Genomic DNA, 22,274 nt, shown 5'->3' with positions numbered 1-22,274 from the left:
CATCAGCCACTTTAGGCGCGGTACGGGTTCGGGAGAGAATGTGTCGATGATCGAGTTGGAGGTACTACAGGCTGACGTGACGAAGCTTGACGTCGACGCGATCACCAACGCGGCCAACACACAGCTTCGGCACGGTGGTGGCGTCGCCGCAGCGATCTCGCGTGCCGGCGGACCGGGCGTGCAGCGGGAGTCGAACGAGAAGGCGCCGATCGGGCTTGGCGAGGCGGTCGAGACCACGGCGGGTGACATGCCGGCGCGCTACGTGATCCACGCGGCGACGATGGAGCTTGGCGGCCCGACCTCGCCGGAGATCATCGTCCGCGCCACCGGCTCGACGCTGCGCAAGGCCGATGAGCTTGGTTGCCGTTCGCTGGCGTTGGTGGCGTTCGGCACCGGCGTCGGTGGCTTCCCGATCGAGGAAGCGGCGCGGCTCATGGTCGACGTCGTTCGACGGCACCGGCCGGGCTCGCTGCAGCGGGTGGTGTTTGCGGTCCATGGGGATGCGGCCGAACGGGTGTTTAGTGCGGCCGTGCAGGAGTAGCAGGCTGATCGACCGCCGGCTTGGCCAGATAGCGTTCGACCGAAGCGACCTTCTGCGTCATCGCGTCGGCGACCCCGGGACGCCAGTCCGCCTTGATGACCGCGCTAACCCGGGGTGCATGAGCGGCCACGGCCTCGACCGCGCGCTGCACCACGGCCATCACTTCTTCCCAGCTATCGCCTTCGATCACGGTGAACATGGAATCCGTCTTGTTGGGTAACCCGGAGTTACGAACTACGCGAATCGCTTCGGCGACTATTTCGCCGACGCCCTCCCCCACACCCAGGGGGGTGACGGAGAACGCGACCAGGACAGACACACGACGAGCCTACCCAGCCCCGTGACCCATACGGCCGGCCTGGCAGCATCGAGCCTCATGCGAGTTCTGGTGCAGCGGGTCTCATCGGCGGCGGTGACGGTCGATGGCCGGGTGGTCGGCGCCGTCCGGCCGGACGGGCAGGGCCTGCTCGCGTTCGTCGGCGTCACCCACAGCGACGATGCGGACGCGGCACAGCGGCTCGCGGAAAAGCTATGGAATCTGCGCATTCTCGCGGACGAGAAATCCGCTTCCGAGCTGAAGGCGCCGATCCTGGTGGTCAGCCAGTTCACCCTCTACGCCGACACAGCGAAGGGCCGGCGGCCGTCGTGGAACGCCGCGGCGCCGGGCGCGGTGGCTGAGCCGCTGGTAGCGGCGTTCGCGGCGGCGTTGCGAGGGCTCGGCGCGCACGTGGAAGCAGGCGTGTTCGGTGCCCACATGCAGGTCGAACTGGTCAACGACGGTCCGGTGACCGTAATGCTGGAAGTCTGACGGTCTCGCTGCGGGTAGGTTCGCGTCGTATTGGGAGGAATGGCCATGACTACACCTGAATTTGGATCGCTTCGCTCCGACGACGACAAATGGGACATCGTCAGCAGTGTGGGCTACACCGCCCTGCTGGTGGCGGGTTGGCGAGCGCTGCACGCCATGGGCCCCGCACCGCTGGTCCGGGACGAATACGCGAAGAATTTCATCACCGCTTCAGCCGACCCCTATCTGACGGGATTGCTGGCCAACCCGGGAGTCTCTGAGGACGAGACCGCTTTCCCCCGGCTCTACGGCGTGCAGACCCGGTTCTTCGACGACTTCTTCTCCTCCGCTAGCGAGGCTGGTATCCGACAGGCGGTGATAGTCGCCGCCGGGCTGGATGCCCGCGCGTATCGTCTTGAATGGCATTCCGGGACAACGGTTTTCGAAGTCGATCTGCCGAAAGTACTGGAATTCAAGACGCGGGTGCTCGGCGCGCAGGGTGCCAAACCCAAAGCCCATAGGATTGAGGTGGCGGCGGATCTGCGCACCGACTGGCCCGTGCCGTTGCAGGCGGCAGGTTTCGATCCACAACGACCCAGCGCCTGGTCGGTCGAGGGACTACTGCCCTACTTGACCGGCGATGCGCAACATGGCCTCTTCGCCCGGATCGATGAGCTGTGTGCGCCCGGCAGCCGAGTTGCCTTGGGCGCTTTGGGGTCGCGGTTGGACCACGAGCAGCTCGTTGCCCTGGAATCGGCGCACCCGGGCGTCAATATGTCCGGTGACGTGGACTTCTCCGCGCTCACCTACGAGGACAAGACCGACCCCGCAGAATGGCTAACTGCGCACGGATGGGCTGTCGAACCCGTTCGCAGCACGCTCGAGCTGCAGGCCAGTTATGGAATGACGCCCCCGGATGTGGACGTCAAGATCGACGGTTTTATGCACTCCCAGTACATCACGGCGATCAGGGCGTAAGCAGAATCTTGACGTCGTCGCCCGACCGTGATCCCGCGGTCGCATAGCCTTTGGCGGCTTGGTCCAGGGGCAGTGTCGTGGTAAAGATTCCGTCGACATCGAGCCGGCCCGCCTGCAGCAGCGGGATCAATTCCGGCCAGGTCCGCTGTACCGGTGCCATGGTCATTCGCAGCGTGATGCTGCGCAACAGGCACGCCAGCGCGGGCAGGGGAAACGGCCGCAGATCGTGTACTCCGACGACTGAAACGGTGCCGCCCGGCCGGACCGCGTTCAGCGCGTCGGTCAGCGAGGCGTCGGTGCCGACGGCGTCAATCACCGAGTCGGCGCCGCGGCCGCCTGTAGCGGCGACAATCGCCTCGGCCGCCGGCGAGGTGATCGGCGTGGCGCCCCAGTTCGCCGCACGCTGTAGGCGACCGGCTACCCGGTCAACCGCGAAAACTGTTGCAGCACCTTGGGTATACGCACTGCGGATCGCGCATAGGCCGACCGCTCCCAGGCCGATGACCGCCACCGTAGAGCCGAACGAAACGTCGGCGCGCTGGGCCGCGGCCCACCCGGTCGCGAGGTTGTCGGTGAGCAGCAGCGCCTGCTCGGTGCTGATCGCATCGGGGATCTTGAGCACCTGGAAGTTGGCGGCCGGAACGGCGAGCAGATCGGCCTGCGCGCCGCCGAGCGTGCCGGAGCCGAAGATCTTCGGGCCGGAGAAGCACATAACCGGATCGTCGGTTTCGCATCCCGGGCAGGCACCGCAACCGGCCACCGAAGAAACCATCACCAGGTCGCCAACCGCGACGGTGCGCACCTGGGGCCCGGCCTCGACGATGGTGCCGATCGCCTCGTGCCCGAGGGCCACGGACTCAGCCAACGGATATTCACCTTCGTAGAAATGCAGGTCGGAACCGCAGATGCCGGCGGCGGTCACCGCGACAATCACCCCGTCGGGTCCGGGAAGTTCCGGATCGGGTCGGGTGTCCACCCGGATACTTCCGGGCCCGTCGATGACTACCGCGCGCATATTGACGTACTCACTTTCCTTGTCGCAGAACGAATTGAGACCAGTCGGGCTCGCGTACCGCCGCCCAGTACTCGTGGAGGCGCCACGGGCTGACCGTATGGATCTCCCCATCGGCGTTCTTGAAATAGGAATGTTTAACCGCAGGGTGTGACCACACCATCTTCTTGATTTCGGCCTGCGTCCGGTGATGCCATTCGCTGGCGGCGTCGGCCGTCGGTTCCAGGGAATGCAGGTTCATTTCGGCTATGCGGTGCAGGCATTGGTTGATGTAGCGCATCTGGACTTCGGACTGGAAGATCAGGCTGCCGCCGTGGGCAAGATGGGTGCCGGGTCCGTAGATAAGGAACAGGTTGGGGAATCCCGGAACCGTGATGCCAAGGTAGGCGTATGGGCGTGTTCCCCACCGGGCGTGCAGGTCGATTCCGTTGCGGCCGATGACTTTCAGCGGCCATAGCACATCGGTGTGCCGGAACCCGGTGGCGTAAACGATGACATCGACGTCGTGTGCCACGCCGTCTTCGGTGACGATGCCGCAAGGCGTGATCCGCTGGATCGGTGTGCGCACCAGTTCGACGTTGTTTCGTTGCAGGGTCTGCAGCCAGCTGCCGTTGTCCTGCAGCGTCCGTTTTCCGGTAGCGGGATAGTCGGGCATCACTTGGGTCAACAGCTCGTCGCCCTCCCGGACTTGGCTGCTGATCCACTGGGTGAACATCATTCGCGCGGCCGCGTTCAGGTCGCTGACGGCATAGTCCTGGTCGGCATAGTTTGGGTCGGCCCGTGCGGCGTCGAGGCCTTTGTCGGCGCCCGGCCATAGTAGGAGGAATCGGTACCACCTTCCATAGCACGGCAAATGGCGCATCGCCCAGCCCACGCCTGCTCCGACTCGTTCGTGATACATCGTGTTCGGGAACATCCATTGGGCAGTGCGCTGGAACACGGTGAGGTGTTCGACATCCGGAGCAACCGCGGGTGCGATCTGAAAGCCGCTGGCGCCGGCCCCGACCAGGGCGACACGCTTGCCGGTGAGGTCGAGGGAGTGGTCCCAGGCAGCGGAATGAAACGACGGCCCCTCGAAGGTGTCCATGCCGTCGAATTCGGGGATATGCGGTCGATTTAGCTGACCGACCGCTGTGATGACGGCCCGCGCGTACACCGTGCTCGTCTGGCCGTCGGCCGAACGCAGGGAAATGCTCCACACGCCCTCGTCGTCGCTCCATTCGAGCGACACAACCTCGGTGTTCCACCGCACCCGCTCGGTCAGGGCGTGCTTGTTCAGCACCTGGGTGAAGTAGTCCTGCAGCTCCGATTGTTCAGCGAAGAAGTGAGTCCAGTCGTTGTTGGGTTCGAAACTGTAGCAATAGAAATGGTTTGCCACATCGACACGGGCGCCAGGATAGCTATTCTCCCACCATGTTCCGCCGGGGCCGGCGTTCTTCTCCACGATGGTGAAGGGGATGTTGGCCTGTTGGAGGCGGATTCCGGCCAAGATTCCCGATTCGCCGCATCCGATCACCACAACCGGGATTTCTGCCGCGCTCTGGCGGGGCAGGGCGGCCGGGCGACGGGGGTCGACCCCGTCGAGGTCCATCTCTTCCAAGAGCAGGGGTAGATAGTCGTCGGGAACGTGCTCGCATGCGGCCCAGTCCATCATTTCCCTGATCAGTTCGATACGTAGCGGCTGTGGCTCGGGGCAGCCGCGGTCTCGATAGTCGGCGATCACGGGGAGCGCCTCGGCGCGGGCCCGTGCCTTGTCTTCCTCTGACATGAATCCCTGGACTTCGTTGAGGAATAGGCCCATGGGCTTGAACTCGCGGATGAAACGGGGATCCCCCGTGACGTGCACTAGCGATAGCAGCAGGGTTGGGATGCTGACGTCGTGCAGCGCGGCAACAATTTCCGGTGTGGACGTGGTGAAGGGTAGGCCGGCGTGAAGGCTGCGCATCGAGCCGATCCTTTCGGGTGGACTGGCAATTACGCTACTGCTCGTTGCGTAATTGCCAGCCCCACGCTACCTGGTGACGGCTTGCTGGATCAAGAGGGTGCGCGGCGTCCGCCCGGCAGGATCGCACCCTAGTTGATTCGGCCGGGCGGGCCATCGTGTTCGGCGGCACCGAGCAGATCCAGCTGCATCCATGCGACGTCGTGCCAGGCACCGTTTTTCCATCCGACGCGGGAGAACAAGCCAACGTGCCGGAAACCGAAGGATCGGTGAAAGGCGTTGCTGGCGTCGTTGGGCTGCGTGATGCCAGCGTAAGCACGCCGGTAGCCGCGTTCGGTGAGCCGGCCCAGCAGTTGTGTGTAGAGTTCGCGGCCGCTACCGGTACGGTGCTGGTCGGCCGCAATATAGATACTGACCTGCACCGCCCATTGGTAGGCAGATCGGGGATTGAGTGTGTGGGCGTAGGCGTAGCCGATGACCTCACCGCCCTGTTCGAGGACGAGCCATTCGTGGGTCTCGCGCGCTGCGGCGATGCGCGCAGCCATCTCGTGGGTGTCTGGGACTTCGGTTTCGAACGTGATCGCCGTTTGTTCGACATAAGGACGGTAGATCGCAACGCAAGCGCGCGCATCTTCCGAGGCAGCCGGCCGCGCAAAGCTGCTCTGCTTCATGGATGGAGTTTTTCAGGCGCTCGCCCAACGTGCGCGGCCAGGGCAACCGACCTAGCACGCATGCGATGAACAACTGCGGAATGCGCTACGCAACCGATTGCAGCGCGCGCGGAGCTACTGGGTCTTGTGGGAGACGTCGGCCACCAAGCCGCCATCCATCACGAATTCGGCCGCGGTCGCATACGAGGATTCATCGCTGGCGAGGAAGAGCACGAACGTCGACACCTCCTGTGGTTCGCCGGGCCGTCCCAGCGGGATGTTGAGCAAGTCCTGGGGAAGTTTGGCGGTCATTGGGGTGCGGATGAAGCCCGGATGAATCGAGTTGACCCGAATGTTGTCTGATGCCAATTCCAGCGCCGCGGACTTGGTCAGACCGCGAACTGCCCACTTGGAGGTCACATAGCCATGCACCCAGGCGGCACCGCGCAGTCCCTCAATGGAGGAGACGTTGATGATCGAGCCGCCGCCGGCGGCGGTCATCGGGTCGACCACGGCCTGAATGCCCAACAATGTGCCGGTGACATTGACGTCGAGAATCTGTTGCCACTTGGTCAGGTCGAAAGTCTTAAGCGGCCCGTAGTTGACGATGCCGGCGTTGTTGACCAAAACGTTCAGCTTGCCGAAGTCCGCCACCGCCGTGGCTACCGCGGACGCCCACTGGGCCGGCTGTGTCACGTCGAGGTGCACGTAGCGCGCGGCGGCGCCCAACTGATCGGCCAGGGCCTGACCTTCGTCGTCGAGGATGTCGCCGATCACCACCTTGGCGCCCTCCGCGATCAACAACCGTGCGTGAGCGGCCCCCATGCCCCGGGCCGCCCCGCTGATCAGTGCGACTTTCGTGTCCACGCGTCCCATGTCGGGTCAGGCTACTCGGGATGATGCAGCACTAGAACCTGTTCCAAATTCGCCGCAACGGCCGGTGGCGTGCCGATGTGTCGGCCGCGGCTCGGACAGCGTTTCGGCGGATTGCGAAACAATGGAACGATTGGTTGGCCACGCGCAGCAACGGCGGCCGACCTGGCTGGGCGGACTACCCGGAGGTGGATGAGCGACGTGGCCCCGCTACTCACGGCCTGCAGCGGTTTCTTGCTTGCTGTCTTGTGGATAGACCTGATCTTCGATGTCCAGGTTTTCGGCCGCCGGGGCGCCGACGCTGAACTACCCGAGCCGGTGTTGGCCTCCATCGCGGGCTACTACCACCGCGCCACGACCACGTCGCGCCCGATGAGCCGGCTCATTGTGTTGGTGATGATGATTTTGTTGGGCGCGTTAGGGTTTCAGGCTGCTCGGGGTCAGGACCCCGGTTGGTTGCTGTTGACGTCGGCTGGTCTGGCGGGTGTCCCGGTGGTGCTGGCACTGGTCCACACCGTCCCCTCCGCAGTGCGACTCGGAAACCGTATCGACAGTTCACTCGATCAGCGCCGGCTCGCCCGATCCATCTGTCGGGATCACCTCATCTGCGCCGGTTGCATGTTCGCGTTCCTGGTTTTGTGGTTGGCGCACACCCTGGTGACCTGACCGATCGCTGCCACGGTGGATGATGGGCCGTAGTTACGACGCGCGGGACCTCGCTGGCCAGGTCGAGGGCTTCCGTACTAAACTAGAACACGTTTCAATTCGGCGAACGCCCCAGGAGCAGGCATGCACACCGCCATATGCGACGAACTCGGCATCGAGTTCCCGATCTTCGCCTTCACCCACTGCCGCGATGTGGTGGTCGCCGTCAGCAAGGCCGGCGGTTTCGGTGTGCTCGGAGCCGTCGGCTTCACACCGGAGCAGCTGGAGATCGAGCTCAACTGGATTGACGAGCACATCGGCGACCACCCCTACGGGGTCGACATCGTCATCCCAAACAAGTACGAGGGCATGGACTCCCGGGTGTCGGCGGATGAGCTCGCCCAGAGGCTGCGGTCGATGGTCCCGCAGGAACATCTGGACTTCGCCCGCAAGATCCTCGCCGATCACGGCGTTCCGGTTGAGGACAGTGACCAGGACAGCTTGCAGCTGCTCGGATGGACCGAGGCAACGGCAACCCCGCAGGTCGACGTGGCGTTGAAGCACCCGAAGATGACGATGGTCGCCAACGCGCTCGGCACCCCCCCAGCCGACATGATCAAGCACATCCACGAGTCAGGTCGCAAGGTGGCCGCATTGTGCGGATCGCCGTCGCAGGGGCGCAAGCACGCTGATGCGGGCGTCGACATCATCATCGCCCAGGGCGGTGAGGCCGGGGGGCACTGCGGCGAGGTGGGCTCAATTGTGCTGTGGCCGCAGGTGGTCAGGGAGGTGGCCCCTGTTCCGGTGTTGGCGGCGGGCGGCATCGGCAGCGGTCAGCAGATCGCAGCGGCCCTCGCGCTGGGGGCCCAAGGGGCGTGGACCGGCTCCCAGTGGCTGATGGTGGAGGAGGCCGCGAACACCCCAGTTCAGCAAGCTGCATACGCCAAAGCGACCAGCCGCGACACCGTCCGCAGCCGTTCCTTCACCGGCAAGCCGGCCCGGATGCTGCGCAACGACTGGACCGAGGCATGGGAGCAACCGGAGAGCCCCCAGCCGCTCGGCATGCCGTTGCAGTACATGGTCTCCGGAATGGCCGTCAAGGCCACACACAAATACCCGAACGAGACCGTCGACGTCGCGTTCAACCCGGTGGGGCAGGTTGTCGGACAGTTCAGCAAGGTAGAAAAGACGGCTACCGTCATCGAACGCTGGGTGCAGGAGTACCTCGAGGCGACCGCCCGGTTGGACGAACTCAACGCCGCAGCTTCCGTCTGATAGCAGCGGGCAAGCACCGCGTGTGCCGGAGAACGCCGACTACTCCGGACTAGTCTTCGTCGTCGACCTTTCCGGTGAACACTTCCTTCGTCCGGTCGACCGCGTGGGTGGCGATGTCGATGGAGTTCTGGACGATGCCACTGGCGCCGCCCGCGATGTCACCGCGGATGATGTCGCTAGCGTTTTCGACAATGTCCGAGGCCTTTTCGACGGCATTGGTCGCGATGTCGCGGACCGCGTCGACCGCATCTTTGGGATTGAAGCCCATCGGAGTCTCCTATTCGTTGACCGACGTTGATACGACTGTAGACCTGGCGAAATGTGCAGACCGCATTGCCAAGTCAATAGTCAACGAGACTGCGCCAGTAGTCTTCCGGAATCTGCGCACCGGAGCGCAATATCCGCGCTAGGCCGACGGCCATTGCGATTCCGAGCAGGCCGAGCCACAACCCCGCCAATCCGATGACCCACCAGAGCACCACCGTGACGGTCGGCCACGGCGACAGCACCGCCAGCACCGGCGCGAAGAAGAAACCCGCCCCGATGTACCAGGCCGAGCCCGTCCGATCTGACGCGAGCACGAAGCGCAGCCACCGCGGGATCGGTGCTTCGGTGGGACTGCCTTCGCGCATGATCGAGAGAAACACCCACCTGCTATGGCTCAGGCGGGAAGAACCCGGCACCGGTAAACCATCCCGGCTGCCACCCACGAGCTCCCAGACAAAGCATCGGCAACCCATCCGGGGACTGCGCCGCCGCCTGTGGCTTCGGGCAGGGCGCACCGACCTGCTGCACGCCGTACAGCGGGTAGGAGATGACCCAGTACCCGGTATCGGCCGGCGGGAACTGGTTGGGGGGCGGGAAATGACAGGCTTCAGCCTGGCCGGAGGGGCCCCGTCCGAAGATAAAGCGCTCCCAGCTAGGGCACGGGGCACCCAGCGAAGCGTCATAATTCATCCCCGGCACGTCGCCGTCATAATGCTGCGGGTCTGCACCGGCGACTGGCGTCCCACCGATCGCGGCGCCCGCGATCGCAGCGGTGGTGAGCAGTTCGCGAATCATGTTGCACCCCTCCATGGCACCGGCGAGCTTCACCAAAGCATAACGATTGTGGCGGGGCCCACAAGGGAGTAGGACAGCGCCGGGAGGCTTTCGATTGCCTTTGCTGGGAGCGGCATGTTCGGAAACGCAGACCGGGCACCGGTCTGTGATGGACGCGTCGATGAGTCGAACCGGGGCCAGCCCGCGCCATATCACCAGGTTGTTGGCCCGGCTCGGGCCTATGGCGCATCCGATCGGTGCACCAAGATTTGATGGCTGAACAAGTTGGCGTCGATGTTTCGCGATCTTGCTTCGGTGTTTCCTAGCTGTGGTGTAGCAATGAATTGTCGGCACTTGACGACCACCAGAATCGGCGTTTCGAGGAGTCCGCATGCCAACTGTCAAGCCAACGCCCAATCTGCCGCCCGGGTTCGATTTCACCGACCCAGACATCTACGCGGAGCGGCTGCCGGTCGAAGAGCTGGCCGAGATGCGGCGGGCCGCACCAATCTGGTGGAACGAGCAGCCGATCGGGAAGGGCGGGTTCGATGACGGCGGCTTCTGGGTGGTGTCCAAACACAAGGACGTCAAGGAGGTTTCGCTGCGCAGCGATGTCTTTTCCAGCCTGCAGAAGACTGCCCTGCCACGCTACAAGGACGGGACGGTCCAAGAGCAAATCGACAGAGGCAAGTTTGTCCTGCTCAACATGGACGCCCCGCAGCACACCCGGCTGCGCAAAATCATCTCTCGCGGCTTCACTCCCCGAGCGGTGGAGCAGCTGCGCGATGACCTGGACGAGCGCGCCCGGCGCATCGTCGAGATGGCGGCGGCCGAGGGTGCCGGCGACTTCGTCGAGCAGGTGTCGTGTGAACTGCCCCTGCAGGCCATCGCGGGGTTGCTGGGTGTGCCCCAGGAGGACCGCATGAAACTGTTTCACTGGTCCAACCAGATGGTAGGCGACCAAGATCCCGAGTTCGCCACTAACGAGGCCATGGCGGCCTCGGTCGAGCTGATCATGTACGCCATGCAAATGGCCGCCGACCGGGCGAAGAACCCCGGGCACGACATTGTCACCAAGCTGGTCGAGGCCGATATCGACGGCCACAAGCTCTCCGCAGACGAGTTCGGCTTCTTCGTCATCCTGTTGGCCGTCGCCGGCAACGAGACCACCCGCAACTCCATCACCCAAGGCATGATGGCCTTCACCGACTTCCCCGATCAGTGGGAACTCTACAAAAGGCAGCGTCCCACCACCGCGGCCGACGAGATCGTCCGCTGGGCCACCCCGGTCACGTCATTCCAGCGAACGGCCCTACAGGACTACGAATTGTCTGGGGTGCGGATCAAGAAGGGCCAACGGGTGGTGATGATCTACCGCTCCGCCAACTTCGACGAAGACGTATTCGAAGACCCGTTTGCCTTCAACATCCTGCGTGATCCCAACCCGCACGTGGGGTTTGGTGGCAGTGGCGCGCACTACTGCATCGGCGCGAACCTGGCCCGGATGACGATCGACCTGATGTTTAGTGCGATCGCCGACGCCATGCCCGATCTGGAATCCATCGGCAAACCCGAGCGGCTACGGTCGGGCTGGCTCAACGGGATCAAGCACTGGCAAGTGGATTACCACAGTAAAGGGGCAGCGAAATGCCCTGTTTTGCGCCAAGTTTGACTGGTCCGAACCCCATACCTATGGTCGACGTCGAAATTGCGCCACCTGGTCGCGACGAGGTACGCATCGCGGTTTCGGCGTGCGGTGTGTGCGGAACCGACCGCGCCTTCGTTCACGGCGGCTTCCCGGGCGTATCCTGGCCGCTAACCCTCGGACACGAAATCGCTGGAACAATAGCCGAACTCGGCGAAGGAGTCGTCGATTTCGCATGCACTGCGCGAACATGAAGGTCCCGAGTTGGCAATATCCTCGCGGCCACGCCGATTCGGTGACCGCACCGGCCAATGCGCTGGCCCGGATCCCAGCGAAGCTGTCCTGTGCAGAAGCCGCCCGGATGGGCTGCGCCCGGGGTCACGACTTTCAACGCGCTGCGCCACACGAAGGCCATGCCGGGTGACCGTGTTGCGGTTCTCGGTGTCGGTGGCCTCGGTCACCTTCGGGTTCAGTGTTCCAGGGCGATGGGCCTCGAAACCATCGCGATCACTCGTGCGCACCATTACATCGCCTCCACCAGCGGTGCCGTCGCCGAAGCACTGCGGGCACTGGGCGGGGCAAATGTTGCCCTGGCGACCGCTGGCAACTAGGCGGGCCATGGTTGAAACAGTGGGCGGGTTGCTGCCTAGCGGTGAGCTGGTCGTCGTAGGTGTGACGGCCGACCCGCTGCCGAGGAGGAGACCATGTATTTCGCGGTCTTGTCAGGGGTACGGGCGTGGATTGAGGAGCGACCGCTGGCACAAGCGGGCGACGGATACGCGGCGATGGAGCAAGGGCGAGCACGCGACCGCGCCGTTCTGACCATGTGACGCTGAGTGGCCCGACAGATCGTCTGAATACAGTCGTCGTGTGAGCGACGCGTTGTGGACCATGGATGCCTCCGACGGCCAGCTGATCCTTCGCACCGGAGTCGCGGGCAGGGCAGCGCGATTGGGTCATCGGCTCACCATCACGATGACCCGGTGGCAGGCTGTGGTGAACTGGGCCGGCGCCGAACCCGTCGCCGCCGAGCTTGCCGTCGAACTGGAGTCGTTCGAAGTGCTGCGCGGCGAGGGTGGCGTCAAGGGGTTATCCGGGACCGAAAAGGTTCTGGTGCGGTCGAACGCGCTGAGATCGCTCAACGCCAGCCGCTTTCCCTACGTTCGCTTCACCTCAGAAGCCGTTGTCCGGACCGGGGATGGCTACCGCCTGACCGGGGTGCTGCACATCCGGGGAAGGGCTCGAGACCACGTAATCGACTTGCACACGGAGGATCTCGGTGATTCGTGGCGCATCTCTGCCGAATCCACGGTTCGCCAGTCCGACTACGGTGTCAAGCCCTACTCGCTGGTGATGGGCGCAATGCAGGTTGCCGACGTGGTGAGCGTGTCATTCACCGCCGTTCGGGCTAAGGATGTTTGATTCCACCGCAGTGGCGGACTTCGCAGGCAGGTGTATCCTCAACGGCGAATCATTTATTTTGACTAAGTACATATTTGCTAGCCGAGCCGAAAGGACCGTCGATGCCGCGTACAGACAACGATTCGTGGGACCTTGCCACCAGCGTCGGAGCGACGGCGACGATGGTGGCTGCTGCTCGCGCGGTTGCCACCAGGGCCGACAACCCGCTGGTCGACGATCCGTTCGCCGAACCCCTGGTGCGGGCCGTGGGGATTGAGTTCTTCACTCGCTGGGCCGCCGGAGACATCATCGCGGCTGAGGTCGACGGCCCCGACGACAGATGGGGGCTGCAGCGTCTGGCCGACCTGATGGCCGCCCGGACCCGGCACTTCGATGTGTTTTTGCACGACGCGACGGCCGCGGGTATTCGTCAGGTTGTCATCCTGGCTTCCGGTCTGGACGCGCGTGCATACCGATTGTTCTGGCCCAGCGGCACGACCGTGTTCGAGATCGACCAGCCGCAAGTCATCGAGTTCAAGGCGGCCACCCTTGCCGGTCTGGATGCGACTCTGACAGCCGAACTGCGGGGGGTGCCGATCGATCTACGACACGACTGGCCCACGGCATTGCGTCAGGCGGGCTTTGACGCCAACCAGCCGAGCGCATGGCTCGCCGAGGGGCTGCTGCCATTCTTGCCACCAGACGCCCAGGATCGCTTGCTGGACAACATCACCGCGCTCAGCGCGCCGGGGAGTCGGTTGGCCGCCGAGATCTTCGAGAACCCAACCGATGACGACGGAGCACCAGTACCGGATCTGCTAGATGCCGCCTCGCAACGGTGGCGCAAGCACGGGTTCGACATCGAAATCGCCAACCTGCGATATGACGTGGCTGAGCGCAACGACGTCGCGACATACCTGGACAGCCGCGGCTGGCAATCCGCTCGCACCACGCTCAGTAAGTTGTTGGACGATAATGGATTACCCGTGCCACCCTCGTCCGCGAACCAGCAGTTGACGCCCGAACACCATTACTGCACGTCGATCCGGCACCAGTAGCACGTCGCGCGGGCTTCGCCCGCGCGGGGAAAATACGCGACAATGGATTCGTCGATCGAGCCGACGCGCATGCAAAGGAGCCGTCGATCATGCAACCTGACGCCTATCCGGTCTGGGTCCGGGGTGAACTCGATCCCGCGTTGTCACGCTGGCAGTGGCTGGTCAAGTGGATTTTGGCCCTCCCGCACTACATTGTCCTGTTGTTTTTGCACGTCGCCGCCCTCGTGGTCACCGTGATCGCGTTCTTTGCCATCCTGTTCGCCGGCAGGTACCCACGGGCGCTGTTCGACTTCAATGTCGGTGTTATGCGGTGGCGTTGGCGGGTTGCCTTCTACGCACTGTCGGCGCTGGGCACCGACCGATACCCGCCGTTCAGCTTGCGCGCGAATGCGGAATATCCGGCCGACTTGGAGGTCGCCTATCCGCAGCGGCTGAATCGCGGCCTGGTGCTGATCAAGTGGTGGCTCCTGGCCATCCCCCACTATCTGATCCTTGCGGTCTTCTTCTCCGCCGGCTGGCGGGTCTTCATGATCGGCGAGCACGATCGTGTCGGCATACTGCTGCCGTCGTTGCTGGCGATCCTGCTGGTCATCGCGGCGGTGACACTGCTGTTCACCGGCCGCTATCCCGCTGGGCTATACGACCTGGTGATCGGCATCAACCGGTGGGCTATCCGGGTCCGGGCCTACAAGGGGTTGATGCGCGATGAGTACCCACCGCTTCGTCTCGACATGGGTCCGCGCGAATCCCAAGTTTCGCAACCCGCTACGGGATCCTCCGACTACTCAGCTGGATCTGCCGGCGAGTCACCGTAGGCACCAGGTATGTGTTCCAGCACTCTTGTCAAGATGAGCTGCCGGTCATTCCGATCCTGTTGCGGCGCAGAAGCGTTCGGCTCCCCCTCGGCTGGGGCCTCGGTTGGGTTCGGTTCCGCGAGCGCTGCACCGGAGGTGAGGTGCACGGGCGGTTCCTGATGCGTTGCGGGTTCGGGTGCTGCTACGGGGGCGGGTGGCTCGACCGTCCTGGACGGCTTGGCGGGCGCCTCGGCCTCTGCGATACGTGGCGTCGAAGCGTGGGCTCGGTGGCTTGTCGTTTCGGGGTCTTTATGCGGAGCCAGTTGCATGCCCACCGCCAAGGACAGCGAAGCCACGAAGGTCACCGCGGCGGCGGCCAACGTGGTCGCGGCCCCGGCGTAGTGCCGAGATCGCGTGGGCGCGACGGCCGGTTCGCTGGTGGTATCGGCCAGCAGCCGGGCGTCGGTGAACTCGGTGCTCTGGGCTGCTGCCAGGGCAGCACCCCGCGCGACCGTCACTTGCGCCATGGTTTGCGCGAAAACCGGCACCGGCAAGACCTTTTCGAGCTGCCACGCGAACGCGCTGACGTCGCTGTCCGAGCCGACCACAACCACGCCGGCAGGGCGCCAGGAATCGCGGTCGAACATACCGGTCAGCCAGGAGGTCAGTCCTGACAAGCCGCCGCGCACACGCTTGACGGCGGTACGCGTCTCCGCGTCGTGGGTATCGATCATCACGACGGTCGCCCACTCATGTTCGAGAACGCACACCGCGGTCTGCTCGTAGCCGATGATGGGTGCGATGGCCTGCCCCAGCGTCTCGATGGCGTCGAGCATCCGGATCGGCACAAGGTTGTCGAAACCCGCACCGGTCAGCAACTCCAGCAGCAGCGCGGCCTGAGCCGAGGCTTCGTCGTTCCAGGTCACGCCGATGACGCGCAAACGATGATCGCCCGCCGTTGCCACCTCTTTGGCGCGCAGAACTTCCGTCGCCAGCTGCTCTGCGGTATTTACGGCCCGCACGTCACGGCCGCCGTGTAGCTCCAACTCGTTGCGGTCCAGGATGGTGCCGTCTGCGCCGTGTCCTTCAGCGAGGACCCACCCGACAGTGGTCGGCGTTATCGATAGCCCAAGTACCGTATCCAAATTCTCGCACCTCAATCGTTTCCGGAACCTCCGACGCCCTTAGCCGGCACCATCGCACGCCAGGAATCCCACAGCGGTGGTGCTCGGAGCGCCGGAACAGACCGGAATAGCGTGGTCTTCGTCGGCTTGCTTCGAGCGAGCCTACGCGGTCGACGCAAGTTCGGCCTCCCGGGTGGGCAAACCAGCAATCGGCAGCGGTCGATGCTCGGACTGGGTTTCGAATCCGTCGGATGATCGCCGTGCGACACGCGGTCGGCCATGCTGGCGTTGCCGGTAAACCCTCGATAGATTGCTCAATGCGATTCGCCTCCCGCCGGGTTCCTCCGGGTTCCCGGAGGTCAAGGCGGTCGTAGCGGATACCGTGATGATGGTGCGTGCCCTATAGCACAGTTGCTAGGCCCGCGTCGGTAACCGATACAGAACTGAAACGACTTCGCATCCGAATCGACATTTGGCTTACCCGCGCGGTAAGTTCTGCCGGAAGCGCACGACGACATACAGGACAAGGGGCACAGGTATGACAGACGTGAGCGGGAAGATACGGGCCTGGGGCCGCCGACTGGTGGTCGGCGCGGCGGCAGCTGCAGCCCTCCCCGGCCTTATCGGACTCGCCGGCGGAGCGGCAACCGCGGGAGCATTCTCCCGGCCGGGTCTGCCAGTGGAGTACCTGCAGGTGCCGTCGCCGTCGATGGGTCGCAGCATCAAGGTTCAGTTCCAGAGCGGCGGGGACAACGCACCCGCGGTGTATCTGCTCGACGGCCTGCGCGCCCAGGACGACTACAACGGCTGGGACATCAACACCCCGGCGTTCGAGTGGTACTACCAGTCGGGCCTGTCGATCGTCATGCCGGTCGGTGGACAGTCCAGCTTCTACACCGACTGGTACCAGCCCGCCTGCGGTAAGGCCGGCTGCTCGACCTACAAGTGGGAAACGTTCCTGACCAGCGAGCTGCCCCAGTGGCTGTCCGCCAACAAGAGCGTGAAGCCCACCGGCAGCGCCGCGGTCGGCATCTCGATGGCCGGCTCGTCGGCCATGATCCTGGCCGCCTACCACCCGCAGCAGTTCGTCTACGCGGGCTCGCTGTCGGCCCTGCTGGACCCCTCCAATGGGATGGGGCCAACGCTGATCGGCCTGGCCATGGGTGACGCCGGTGGTTACAAGGCCGCGGATATGTGGGGGCCCTCGAGTGACCCGGCGTGGCAGCGCAACGACCCGACGGTTCAGATCCCCAAGCTGGTCGCCAACAACACCCGCCTCTGGGTGTACTGCGGCAACGGCACGCCGTCGGAGCTGGGTGGCGCAAACCTGCCAGCGGAGTTCCTGGAGAACTTCGTGCGGGGCAGCAACCTGAAGTTCCAGGACGCCTACAACGCCGCCGGTGGCCACAACGCAGTGTTCAACTTCGACGCCAACGGCACGCACAGTTGGGAGTACTGGGGTGCCCAGCTCAACGCCATGAAGGGTGACCTACAGAGTTCGTTGGGCGCCCGCTGACGGGAGCAACCGGCTGCTTGATTTCCTGGGCCTGATCGCCTCGCATGCGCGGGCCGTCAGGCCCAGGAGTCATTTGCCGTGCCGGCTTGAACTGGCCGGTGAGATCGATCCACGCCGTCGTGTCGTCGCGGTGGCGGCAGCCGTATATGTGTTCGCTTGGCCGCTAGGCCCTCGGTAGAGCCATAGGTGAGAAGCACATCAACACATAGCCGGCAGATGTCGTCGGCCGTCGGTCGCCGGGTTGACGGGGCTGAGGGTGTCGGCGGGCGAGGAATGGAACCTATCCAAGTAGGAAGGCTCCGCCCAGCAGCAATGAGAACGCGAGCGCGGCGGCAATCGCAGCCCGGCCCCGAGTGCGCAGCCAGTCTGCGCTCTTGCCATTGTCCCGGGTAGGCAACTAAGTACCGCGTTCGGCGATGCCGCTGATCAGGCGGTTACAGACGGCGTACATTTCTTCTCGCGCCCGATCGGGATCGGTTGCGCGCGAGATATATAGCGCGGCCTCGTCGAGCGCTGCCAGCAACACGTGCGCGCAGGGCCGCACGGGTTGTTCGGGTACCGCACCGTCGGCAATGGCCTGGGTTAGCGTGCCTTCAATGACTCCGAGTCCGTACTTGATACCCACCGCGCGCCAGTGGTCCCAGCCGAGTACGGTGGGGGCGTCGATGAGAACGATCCGCACCACCTCGGGGGCGGCGCAGCGCTGCAGGAAAACCCGCGCGCCCGTCCGCATCGCGTCTAGCTGGTCGCGCGGTTGGGCGGCAAGGATTTGGTCGGCGACTTCGGTGACGAGATCGTGCTCGACTTCTTCGTAAACCGCGGCGAACAGTGCTGCCTTGCTGTCGAACTGGTGGTATAGGGCACCGCGTGTTAGGCCAGCGGCGGCCACGATCTCCTGAGTGGTGACAGCCGTGAATCCCTTGTCGGCGAACAGCTTTCGTCCGGCTTCCGTCAGCCGCGAACGGGTCGCGGCGGTGCGCTGCGCCTGGGTGCGGCGTGTTCTGGGCGCACCGGCAGTCACGACGGCCGAACCATTATTGACTTTCATGCACGCTGCACGTAACTTTCGTACTGTGAGTTTGTAAGTTCAGAAAGAAGGATAGCCGAAATGGCACAGACCGAGTTGAAGCAGGCGACGATCGACTACCGAGTGCTGGGGCCGACGGACTCACCGTATCCCCCAGTGCTGTTCGTTCACGGCATCCTGGTCGATGAACGCCTATGGGACCGAGTCGCGGAAGGGCTTGCTCGGAAGGGGTTTCGCTGTTTCTTGCCGACTTGGCCGCTGGGCTCACACACCACTCCGGTCAACGACGGCGCCGACCTCTCCCCCGCCGGAGTTGCCAGGGTGATCAGCGATTTTATGGCGGCCCATGAGCTCGCCGAGGTGACACTGGTTGGCAATGACACCGGCGGCGGTCTTTGCCAGCTGGTCATCGACGCCAATCCGCACCGAATCGGCCGGCTGGTGCTCACCAATTGCGATGCATTCGACACGTTCCCCCCGTTCCCCTTCCCCGCCGTCTTTGCGCTGCTGCGTGGGGCCAAATCCATCAAGACGTTGTTCGCGACGATGAGGTGGACACCGCTCCGGCACTCCCCGCTGGGCTACGGCCTGCTGCTCAACCACCCGGACCCAGAACTCACGGCATCGTGGCTTCAGCCCTGTCGCAATGACACACGGATTTGCCGCGATCTCGCGACGCTGCTTCGACACGTCGCGGCCACCGATCTGACTGAAGTGTCAACGCGCTTCCCGCAATTCACCAAACCGGTCACGTTGGTGTGGGGAATGGGCGACCGGTGTTTCACCCCATCGCTGGCTCGGCGACTGGCCGCGCTGTTCCCGAACTCCACAATGATCGAGGTACCCGGAGCGAAAACGTTCGTCGCACTTGATAATCCGCTGGCGGTGATCGATGCTATAGCGACAGTCGGCGCACATCGTGGCTGATGCGCTAGGATCGGCTTTATCTGCACTCTCAGCCGCCTCGTCGTTTTGATGGGCGTCCTCCTGTCGCCGGTTGCCCCACTGATCCCACCGCAGGTGCAAGCCGACAGTTCCAGCCAGCTAATCGAGTTGGTCGACGCCGCCGCAGAGCGGTTGGAGGTCGCCGACCCGGTGGCCGCCTTCAAGTGGAGCATGCATTCCGCAATCGAGGACCCTGCTCGCGTCGAGCAACAACTCACCAAGTTGCGCGACGATGCCACCAGCGAGGACATCGACCCGGAATACGTAACCCGCGTCTTCCGGGACCAGATCAGCGCCACCGAGGCCATCCAATACAGCCGATTCGCGGATTGGAAGCTCAACCCGCCCAGTGCGCCCGCCGAGCCGCCGGATCTGTCGGTGTCGCGGTCGGCGATCGATGCCCTGAATCATAAGATTCTGTCTCAGATTGGGCTTAACTGGAATTTGCTGGCGGCTCCCTCTTGTGCGGCCCAACTCGACCGCGCCCGACGCGACACGATCGGGGTCCGTCACTTCGACGGCCTCTATCAACGGGCTCTGACGAGGGCGACGCAGTCGTACTGTCAGGTCCCGCTACCGGCCTGATTCGGTTGCCGCCGCGCCATTTGCCGACTGCCGGCGGAATCCTTGGCGGGATGGACGTCGGATCTCACATGCTTCTCTAATTGGTAACGCTTCGGCCACTCCCGGCGACATGTCGGACATGACCAACGTCGCTAAGCCTCTCATCAAGTCCGCTCTCGTGGCCGGTTCGGTCGCGGCCTCGATGTCACTCTCCACCGCCGCTGCACATGCTCTCCCAAGCCCAAATTGGGACGCGGTCGCGCAGTGCGAATCCGGCGGCAACTGGGCAGCCAACACCGGCAACGGCAAATATGGTGGGCTGCAATTCAAGCCTGCTACCTGGGCCGCGTTCGGCGGTGTCGGCAATCCGGCGGCCGCCTCCCGGGAGCAACAAATCGTGGTAGCCAACCGAGTTTTGGCTGAACAGGGATTGGACGCATGGCCGAAGTGCGGCGCTTCCTCTGGCCTCCCGATCGCACTTTGGTCGAAACCCGCGCAGGGCCTCAAGCAAATCATCAACGAGATCATCTGGGCCAGCATCCAGGCGAGCATTCCGCGCTGAGGACAGGCTGCGCGTGCGGTCTATGACCCGGTCCACGCATGTGTTTTGATCAGTTCATGGAAGGTTCGGCCACGGTTCACATGGCGGCGCACGCGGACAAGATCTGGAACCTGATCGCGGATGTCGGCAACACCGGTCGGTTCTCACCGGAAACGTTTGAGGCCGAGTGGCTGGGTGATGCAACGGGTCCAGCGCTGGGCGCGCGATTCCGTGGGCATGTGCGGCGTAACGGGATCGGGCCGGTCTATTGGACGGTATGCGAGGTGACGGCGTGCGAACCCGGCCATGAGTTCGGATTTGCTGTGTTGCTCGGCGACCGACCGGTGAACAACTGGCATTATCGATTGGTGCCCGCCGGCGACGGCACCGACGTCACCGAGTCGTTTCGGCTCACCCCGTCAACGTTTACCACCGTGTACTACTGGATGTTCGGCGGTTGGCTGCGGAGGCGCAACAACATTCGGGACATGACCAAGACGCTGCAGCGCATCAAAGATGTGGTCGAAGTGAGCTGACGGGTTTGGCTCAGCGCATGCTTGATTGCGCGGCTCCTCCTCGGCGAGTCGCATGAAAGCCATATTCATCACCGGCGCCGGCAGCGGAATGGGGCGAGAGGGGGCAAAGCTCTTCCATGCCAAGGGCTGGCGAGTGGGTGCGATAGACCGCAACGGCAACGGCCTTGTTGCCCTGAGCGCGCAGCTTGGTGCCGAACGGCTGTGGACCCGCGTCGTCGACGTCACCGACAGGACGGCCCTTGAGGGTGCCCTCGCCGATTTCTGTGCCGGCAACGTCGGCGGCGCCCTCGACATGATGTGGAACAACGCGGGCATCGGCGAAGGAGGTTGGTTCGAGGACGTGCCGTACGAGGCCGCGATGCGTGTCGTGGACGTGAACTTCAAGGCGGTGCTCGCTGGCGCCTACGCCGCACTGCCCTACCTCAAGAAGGCGCCAGGGAGTTTGATGTTCTCGACATCATCGTCCTCTGGCACCTACGGCATGCCCCGCATCGCCGTCTACTCGGCAACCAAGCACGCCGTCAAGGGGTTGACCGAGGCGTTGAGCGTGGAGTGGCGGCGGCACGGGGTGCGCGTCGCCGACGTGCTACCCGGTCTGATCGACACCGCCATCCTCGCCTCGACGCCCCAGCACGGCGGTGCGGGCGAGTCCACGATCTCCCCGGACGAGGTCCGCGCCGCCGCGCCCAAGAAGGGCATGTTCCGCCTGGTGCCGGCGGTCAGCGTCGCCGAGGTCGCATGGCAGGCCTACCGGCACCCGACGCGGTTGCATTGGTATGTGCCTCCAAGCGTTCGCTGGATCGACCGGCTCAAGGGCATCAGTCCGGAGCTTGTCCGAAGTCGCATTGCCAAATACCAGGCCGTACTGGAGCCAAAGCAGCAGTAATGTCTCGTGTACGACGCTCAGGCCCGAAACGGAGGTGGCTGGTGTGCAACCGGTTGGTCAAGGTGGCAGGAGTCGCAGCGGTCGTCGTCGGTGTCGTCTCGGCTTGTGGCCAGGCCCAGACAGCGCCCCGAAAGGCCGCACGGCTGACCATCGATGGTGCCACTCAAACAGCACGCCCCGCCGCCTGCAGCCAGGAGCAGTCCTACCGGACTATCGACATCCGTGACCACGACAGCCACGTCCAAGCGGTGGTGTTGCTCAGCGGTGACAGGGTGATCCCGCAGTGGGTGAAGATCCGCAACGTCGACGGGTTCAACGGGAGCTTCTGGCAAGGTGGGGTGGGCGACGCGCACGTCGACCTCGTCCGCAACGAGTACACCATTACCGGCAGCGCCTACGGCATCGCCAGCATCAATCCCAACAAGGTCGTGACGACGGACTTCAAGATTGTCGCGGAGTGCTGAAAATCGTGGCTCCGCCCCGCCGGGCCTAG

General features: G+C 64.1%; 26 protein-coding genes and 1 pseudogene. 17 read left to right on the top strand and 10 right to left on the bottom strand.

Annotated elements, in window-relative coordinates; translation table 11 throughout:
- Positions 1–46: 46 nt before the first annotated feature.
- Positions 47–541, top strand: coding sequence for a macro domain-containing protein (locus AADZ55_RS12205; RefSeq protein WP_085326095.1), 495 nt, complete (start codon positions 47–49; stop codon positions 539–541).
- On the opposite strand, the gene AADZ55_RS12200 is transcribed toward AADZ55_RS12205, so the two are convergent.
- Entirely contained in the window at positions 519–860 is a 342-nt protein-coding gene (locus AADZ55_RS12200) for an MTH1187 family thiamine-binding protein (protein WP_085325976.1), read from the bottom strand. The two genes, AADZ55_RS12205 and AADZ55_RS12200, sit on opposite strands and share 23 nt — an antisense overlap.
- Before the next feature lie 57 nt (positions 861–917).
- On the opposite strand from AADZ55_RS12200, the gene dtd reads away from it, so the two are divergent.
- On the top strand, positions 918–1,349 hold the full coding sequence (dtd, locus tag AADZ55_RS12195) for a D-aminoacyl-tRNA deacylase (RefSeq protein WP_085325978.1): 432 nt from the start codon (positions 918–920) through the stop codon (positions 1,347–1,349).
- 45 nt (positions 1,350–1,394) lie between these two features.
- Positions 1,395–2,306: a class I SAM-dependent methyltransferase gene (locus AADZ55_RS12190; RefSeq protein WP_085326099.1), complete on the top strand. Its 912-nt coding sequence runs from the start codon at positions 1,395–1,397 to the stop codon at positions 2,304–2,306.
- Here AADZ55_RS12190 and AADZ55_RS12185 read toward each other — a convergent pair.
- The 4 genes from AADZ55_RS12185 to AADZ55_RS12170 form a co-directional block, all read right to left on the bottom strand.
- Positions 2,296–3,321: an alcohol dehydrogenase family protein gene (locus AADZ55_RS12185; protein ID WP_119185023.1), complete on the bottom strand. Its 1,026-nt coding sequence runs from the start codon at positions 3,319–3,321 to the stop codon at positions 2,296–2,298. The two genes, AADZ55_RS12190 and AADZ55_RS12185, sit on opposite strands and share 11 nt — an antisense overlap.
- 10 nt (positions 3,322–3,331) lie before the next feature.
- Positions 3,332–5,263, bottom strand: a complete 1,932-nt coding sequence (locus tag AADZ55_RS12180; protein WP_085325980.1) for a flavin-containing monooxygenase — start codon at positions 5,261–5,263, stop codon at positions 3,332–3,334.
- A 128-nt stretch (positions 5,264–5,391) separates the two neighbouring features.
- Complete coding sequence (locus AADZ55_RS12175) at positions 5,392–5,931, bottom strand: GNAT family N-acetyltransferase (protein WP_085325982.1); 540 nt, start codon at positions 5,929–5,931, stop codon at positions 5,392–5,394.
- 114 nt (positions 5,932–6,045) lie between these two features.
- Positions 6,046–6,786, bottom strand: a complete 741-nt coding sequence (locus tag AADZ55_RS12170) for a glucose 1-dehydrogenase (RefSeq protein ID WP_085325983.1) — start codon at positions 6,784–6,786, stop codon at positions 6,046–6,048.
- 198 nt (positions 6,787–6,984) lie between these two features.
- Between AADZ55_RS12170 and AADZ55_RS12165 the strand changes: the two genes are divergently transcribed.
- Both AADZ55_RS12165 and AADZ55_RS12160 read left to right on the top strand, forming a co-directional pair.
- The gene (locus AADZ55_RS12165; RefSeq protein WP_085326101.1) at positions 6,985–7,449 is read left to right on the top strand and encodes a hypothetical protein; all 465 of its coding nucleotides are present in this window, start codon (positions 6,985–6,987) and stop codon (positions 7,447–7,449) included.
- 123 nt (positions 7,450–7,572) lie between these two features.
- On the top strand, positions 7,573–8,703 hold the full coding sequence (locus tag AADZ55_RS12160) for a nitronate monooxygenase (protein ID WP_085325985.1): 1,131 nt from the start codon (positions 7,573–7,575) through the stop codon (positions 8,701–8,703).
- A gap of 49 nt (positions 8,704–8,752) precedes the next feature.
- Here the strand turns inward: AADZ55_RS12160 and AADZ55_RS12155 are convergent, their stop codons facing one another.
- The 3 genes from AADZ55_RS12155 to AADZ55_RS12145 all read right to left on the bottom strand — a co-directional run bounded on the left by AADZ55_RS12155 (position 8,753) and on the right by AADZ55_RS12145 (position 9,765).
- A complete protein-coding gene (locus AADZ55_RS12155) occupies positions 8,753–8,971 on the bottom strand; it encodes a hypothetical protein (protein ID WP_085325987.1) in 219 nt (72 codons plus the stop codon).
- Positions 8,972–9,044: 73 nt separating this feature from the next.
- Positions 9,045–9,335, bottom strand: coding sequence for a hypothetical protein (locus AADZ55_RS12150; protein WP_085326103.1), 291 nt, complete (start codon positions 9,333–9,335; stop codon positions 9,045–9,047).
- 22 nt (positions 9,336–9,357) lie between these two features.
- A complete protein-coding gene (locus AADZ55_RS12145; protein ID WP_085326105.1) occupies positions 9,358–9,765 on the bottom strand; it encodes a hypothetical protein in 408 nt (135 codons plus the stop codon).
- A gap of 370 nt (positions 9,766–10,135) precedes the next feature.
- On the opposite strand from AADZ55_RS12145, the gene AADZ55_RS12140 reads away from it, so the two are divergent.
- From AADZ55_RS12140 to AADZ55_RS12120, 5 genes and pseudogenes are all read left to right on the top strand, one after another.
- Positions 10,136–11,416, top strand: coding sequence for a cytochrome P450 (locus AADZ55_RS12140; RefSeq protein ID WP_085325989.1), 1,281 nt, complete (start codon positions 10,136–10,138; stop codon positions 11,414–11,416).
- Positions 11,392–12,219: pseudogene (locus AADZ55_RS12135) on the top strand (alcohol dehydrogenase catalytic domain-containing protein). Before AADZ55_RS12140 ends, AADZ55_RS12135 begins: the two are co-directional and overlap by 25 nt.
- Before the next feature lie 61 nt (positions 12,220–12,280).
- Positions 12,281–12,811 (top strand): YceI family protein, encoded by a 531-nt coding sequence (locus tag AADZ55_RS12130; RefSeq protein WP_085326107.1) that lies wholly within the window; start codon positions 12,281–12,283, stop codon positions 12,809–12,811.
- 101 nt (positions 12,812–12,912) lie between these two features.
- On the top strand, positions 12,913–13,848 hold the full coding sequence (locus tag AADZ55_RS12125; RefSeq protein WP_085325991.1) for a class I SAM-dependent methyltransferase: 936 nt from the start codon (positions 12,913–12,915) through the stop codon (positions 13,846–13,848).
- A gap of 89 nt (positions 13,849–13,937) precedes the next feature.
- Positions 13,938–14,663 carry a DUF4389 domain-containing protein gene (locus AADZ55_RS12120; RefSeq protein ID WP_085325992.1) on the top strand — a complete coding sequence of 242 codons (726 nt, stop codon included), beginning with the start codon at positions 13,938–13,940 and terminating at the stop codon, positions 14,661–14,663.
- Here the strand turns inward: AADZ55_RS12120 and AADZ55_RS12115 are convergent.
- Entirely contained in the window at positions 14,630–15,787 is a 1,158-nt protein-coding gene (locus tag AADZ55_RS12115) for a DUF7159 family protein (RefSeq protein WP_085325994.1), read from the bottom strand. The genes AADZ55_RS12120 and AADZ55_RS12115 overlap by 34 nt on opposite strands.
- 517 nt (positions 15,788–16,304) lie before the next feature.
- On the opposite strand from AADZ55_RS12115, the gene ag85B reads away from it, so the two are divergent.
- Positions 16,305–17,282 (top strand): diacylglycerol acyltransferase/mycolyltransferase Ag85B, encoded by a 978-nt coding sequence (ag85B, locus tag AADZ55_RS12110; protein ID WP_085325996.1) that lies wholly within the window; start codon positions 16,305–16,307, stop codon positions 17,280–17,282.
- 397 nt (positions 17,283–17,679) lie between these two features.
- Here the strand turns inward: ag85B and AADZ55_RS12105 are convergent, their stop codons facing one another.
- Positions 17,680–18,330, bottom strand: coding sequence for a TetR/AcrR family transcriptional regulator (locus tag AADZ55_RS12105; RefSeq protein ID WP_085325998.1), 651 nt, complete (start codon positions 18,328–18,330; stop codon positions 17,680–17,682).
- Between the two features lie 60 nt (positions 18,331–18,390).
- On the opposite strand from AADZ55_RS12105, the gene AADZ55_RS12100 reads away from it, so the two are divergent.
- The 6 genes from AADZ55_RS12100 to AADZ55_RS12075 all read left to right on the top strand — a co-directional run bounded on the left by AADZ55_RS12100 (position 18,391) and on the right by AADZ55_RS12075 (position 22,245).
- The gene (locus AADZ55_RS12100) at positions 18,391–19,236 is read left to right on the top strand and encodes an alpha/beta fold hydrolase (protein ID WP_085326000.1); all 846 of its coding nucleotides are present in this window, start codon (positions 18,391–18,393) and stop codon (positions 19,234–19,236) included.
- An 18-nt stretch (positions 19,237–19,254) separates the two neighbouring features.
- On the top strand, positions 19,255–19,839 hold the full coding sequence (locus AADZ55_RS12095) for a chorismate mutase (RefSeq protein WP_423202396.1): 585 nt from the start codon (positions 19,255–19,257) through the stop codon (positions 19,837–19,839).
- Positions 19,840–19,957: 118 nt separating this feature from the next.
- Positions 19,958–20,380, top strand: coding sequence for a resuscitation-promoting factor RpfC (gene rpfC, locus AADZ55_RS12090; protein WP_278248621.1), 423 nt, complete (start codon positions 19,958–19,960; stop codon positions 20,378–20,380).
- A gap of 38 nt (positions 20,381–20,418) precedes the next feature.
- Positions 20,419–20,895, top strand: coding sequence for an SRPBCC family protein (locus tag AADZ55_RS12085; RefSeq protein ID WP_085326005.1), 477 nt, complete (start codon positions 20,419–20,421; stop codon positions 20,893–20,895).
- A gap of 52 nt (positions 20,896–20,947) precedes the next feature.
- A complete protein-coding gene (locus AADZ55_RS12080) occupies positions 20,948–21,781 on the top strand; it encodes an SDR family oxidoreductase (protein WP_085326007.1) in 834 nt (277 codons plus the stop codon).
- 41 nt (positions 21,782–21,822) lie between these two features.
- Positions 21,823–22,245, top strand: coding sequence for a lipoprotein LpqH (locus AADZ55_RS12075; protein ID WP_085326008.1), 423 nt, complete (start codon positions 21,823–21,825; stop codon positions 22,243–22,245).
- Positions 22,246–22,274 lie beyond the last annotated feature (29 nt).

This window comes from Mycobacterium decipiens (assembly GCF_963853665.1).
In the GTDB taxonomy this organism is placed as follows: Bacteria; Actinomycetota; Actinomycetes; order Mycobacteriales; family Mycobacteriaceae; genus Mycobacterium; species Mycobacterium decipiens.
This window is presented reverse-complemented; position numbering and strand designations above follow the sequence as displayed.

Excerpts from the sequence above, each read along its gene's own strand:
- AADZ55_RS12105 (WP_085325998.1), bottom strand. The coding sequence starts at position 18,330 with ATGAAAGTCAATAATGGTTCGGCCGTCGTGACTGCCGGTGCGCCCAGA.
- AADZ55_RS12180 (WP_085325980.1), bottom strand. The coding sequence starts at position 5,263 with ATGCGCAGCCTTCACGCCGGCCTACCCTTCACCACGTCCACACCGGAA.
- AADZ55_RS12080 (WP_085326007.1), top strand. The coding sequence starts at position 20,948 with ATGAAAGCCATATTCATCACCGGCGCCGGCAGCGGAATGGGGCGAGAG.
- rpfC (WP_278248621.1), top strand. The coding sequence starts at position 19,958 with ATGACCAACGTCGCTAAGCCTCTCATCAAGTCCGCTCTCGTGGCCGGT.
- AADZ55_RS12100 (WP_085326000.1), top strand. The coding sequence starts at position 18,391 with ATGGCACAGACCGAGTTGAAGCAGGCGACGATCGACTACCGAGTGCTG.
- AADZ55_RS12150 (WP_085326103.1), bottom strand. The coding sequence starts at position 9,335 with ATGCGCGAAGGCAGTCCCACCGAAGCACCGATCCCGCGGTGGCTGCGC.
- dtd (WP_085325978.1), top strand. The coding sequence starts at position 918 with ATGCGAGTTCTGGTGCAGCGGGTCTCATCGGCGGCGGTGACGGTCGAT.
- AADZ55_RS12140 (WP_085325989.1), top strand. The coding sequence starts at position 10,136 with ATGCCAACTGTCAAGCCAACGCCCAATCTGCCGCCCGGGTTCGATTTC.
- AADZ55_RS12085 (WP_085326005.1), top strand. The coding sequence starts at position 20,419 with ATGTGTTTTGATCAGTTCATGGAAGGTTCGGCCACGGTTCACATGGCG.
- AADZ55_RS12130 (WP_085326107.1), top strand. The coding sequence starts at position 12,281 with ATGGATGCCTCCGACGGCCAGCTGATCCTTCGCACCGGAGTCGCGGGC.
- AADZ55_RS12155 (WP_085325987.1), bottom strand. The coding sequence starts at position 8,971 with ATGGGCTTCAATCCCAAAGATGCGGTCGACGCGGTCCGCGACATCGCG.
- ag85B (WP_085325996.1), top strand. The coding sequence starts at position 16,305 with ATGACAGACGTGAGCGGGAAGATACGGGCCTGGGGCCGCCGACTGGTG.
- AADZ55_RS12175 (WP_085325982.1), bottom strand. The coding sequence starts at position 5,931 with ATGAAGCAGAGCAGCTTTGCGCGGCCGGCTGCCTCGGAAGATGCGCGC.
- AADZ55_RS12190 (WP_085326099.1), top strand. The coding sequence starts at position 1,395 with ATGACTACACCTGAATTTGGATCGCTTCGCTCCGACGACGACAAATGG.
- AADZ55_RS12205 (WP_085326095.1), top strand. The coding sequence starts at position 47 with ATGATCGAGTTGGAGGTACTACAGGCTGACGTGACGAAGCTTGACGTC.
- AADZ55_RS12185 (WP_119185023.1), bottom strand. The coding sequence starts at position 3,321 with ATGCGCGCGGTAGTCATCGACGGGCCCGGAAGTATCCGGGTGGACACC.
- AADZ55_RS12125 (WP_085325991.1), top strand. The coding sequence starts at position 12,913 with ATGCCGCGTACAGACAACGATTCGTGGGACCTTGCCACCAGCGTCGGA.
- AADZ55_RS12170 (WP_085325983.1), bottom strand. The coding sequence starts at position 6,786 with ATGGGACGCGTGGACACGAAAGTCGCACTGATCAGCGGGGCGGCCCGG.
- AADZ55_RS12145 (WP_085326105.1), bottom strand. The coding sequence starts at position 9,765 with ATGATTCGCGAACTGCTCACCACCGCTGCGATCGCGGGCGCCGCGATC.
- AADZ55_RS12160 (WP_085325985.1), top strand. The coding sequence starts at position 7,573 with ATGCACACCGCCATATGCGACGAACTCGGCATCGAGTTCCCGATCTTC.
- AADZ55_RS12120 (WP_085325992.1), top strand. The coding sequence starts at position 13,938 with ATGCAACCTGACGCCTATCCGGTCTGGGTCCGGGGTGAACTCGATCCC.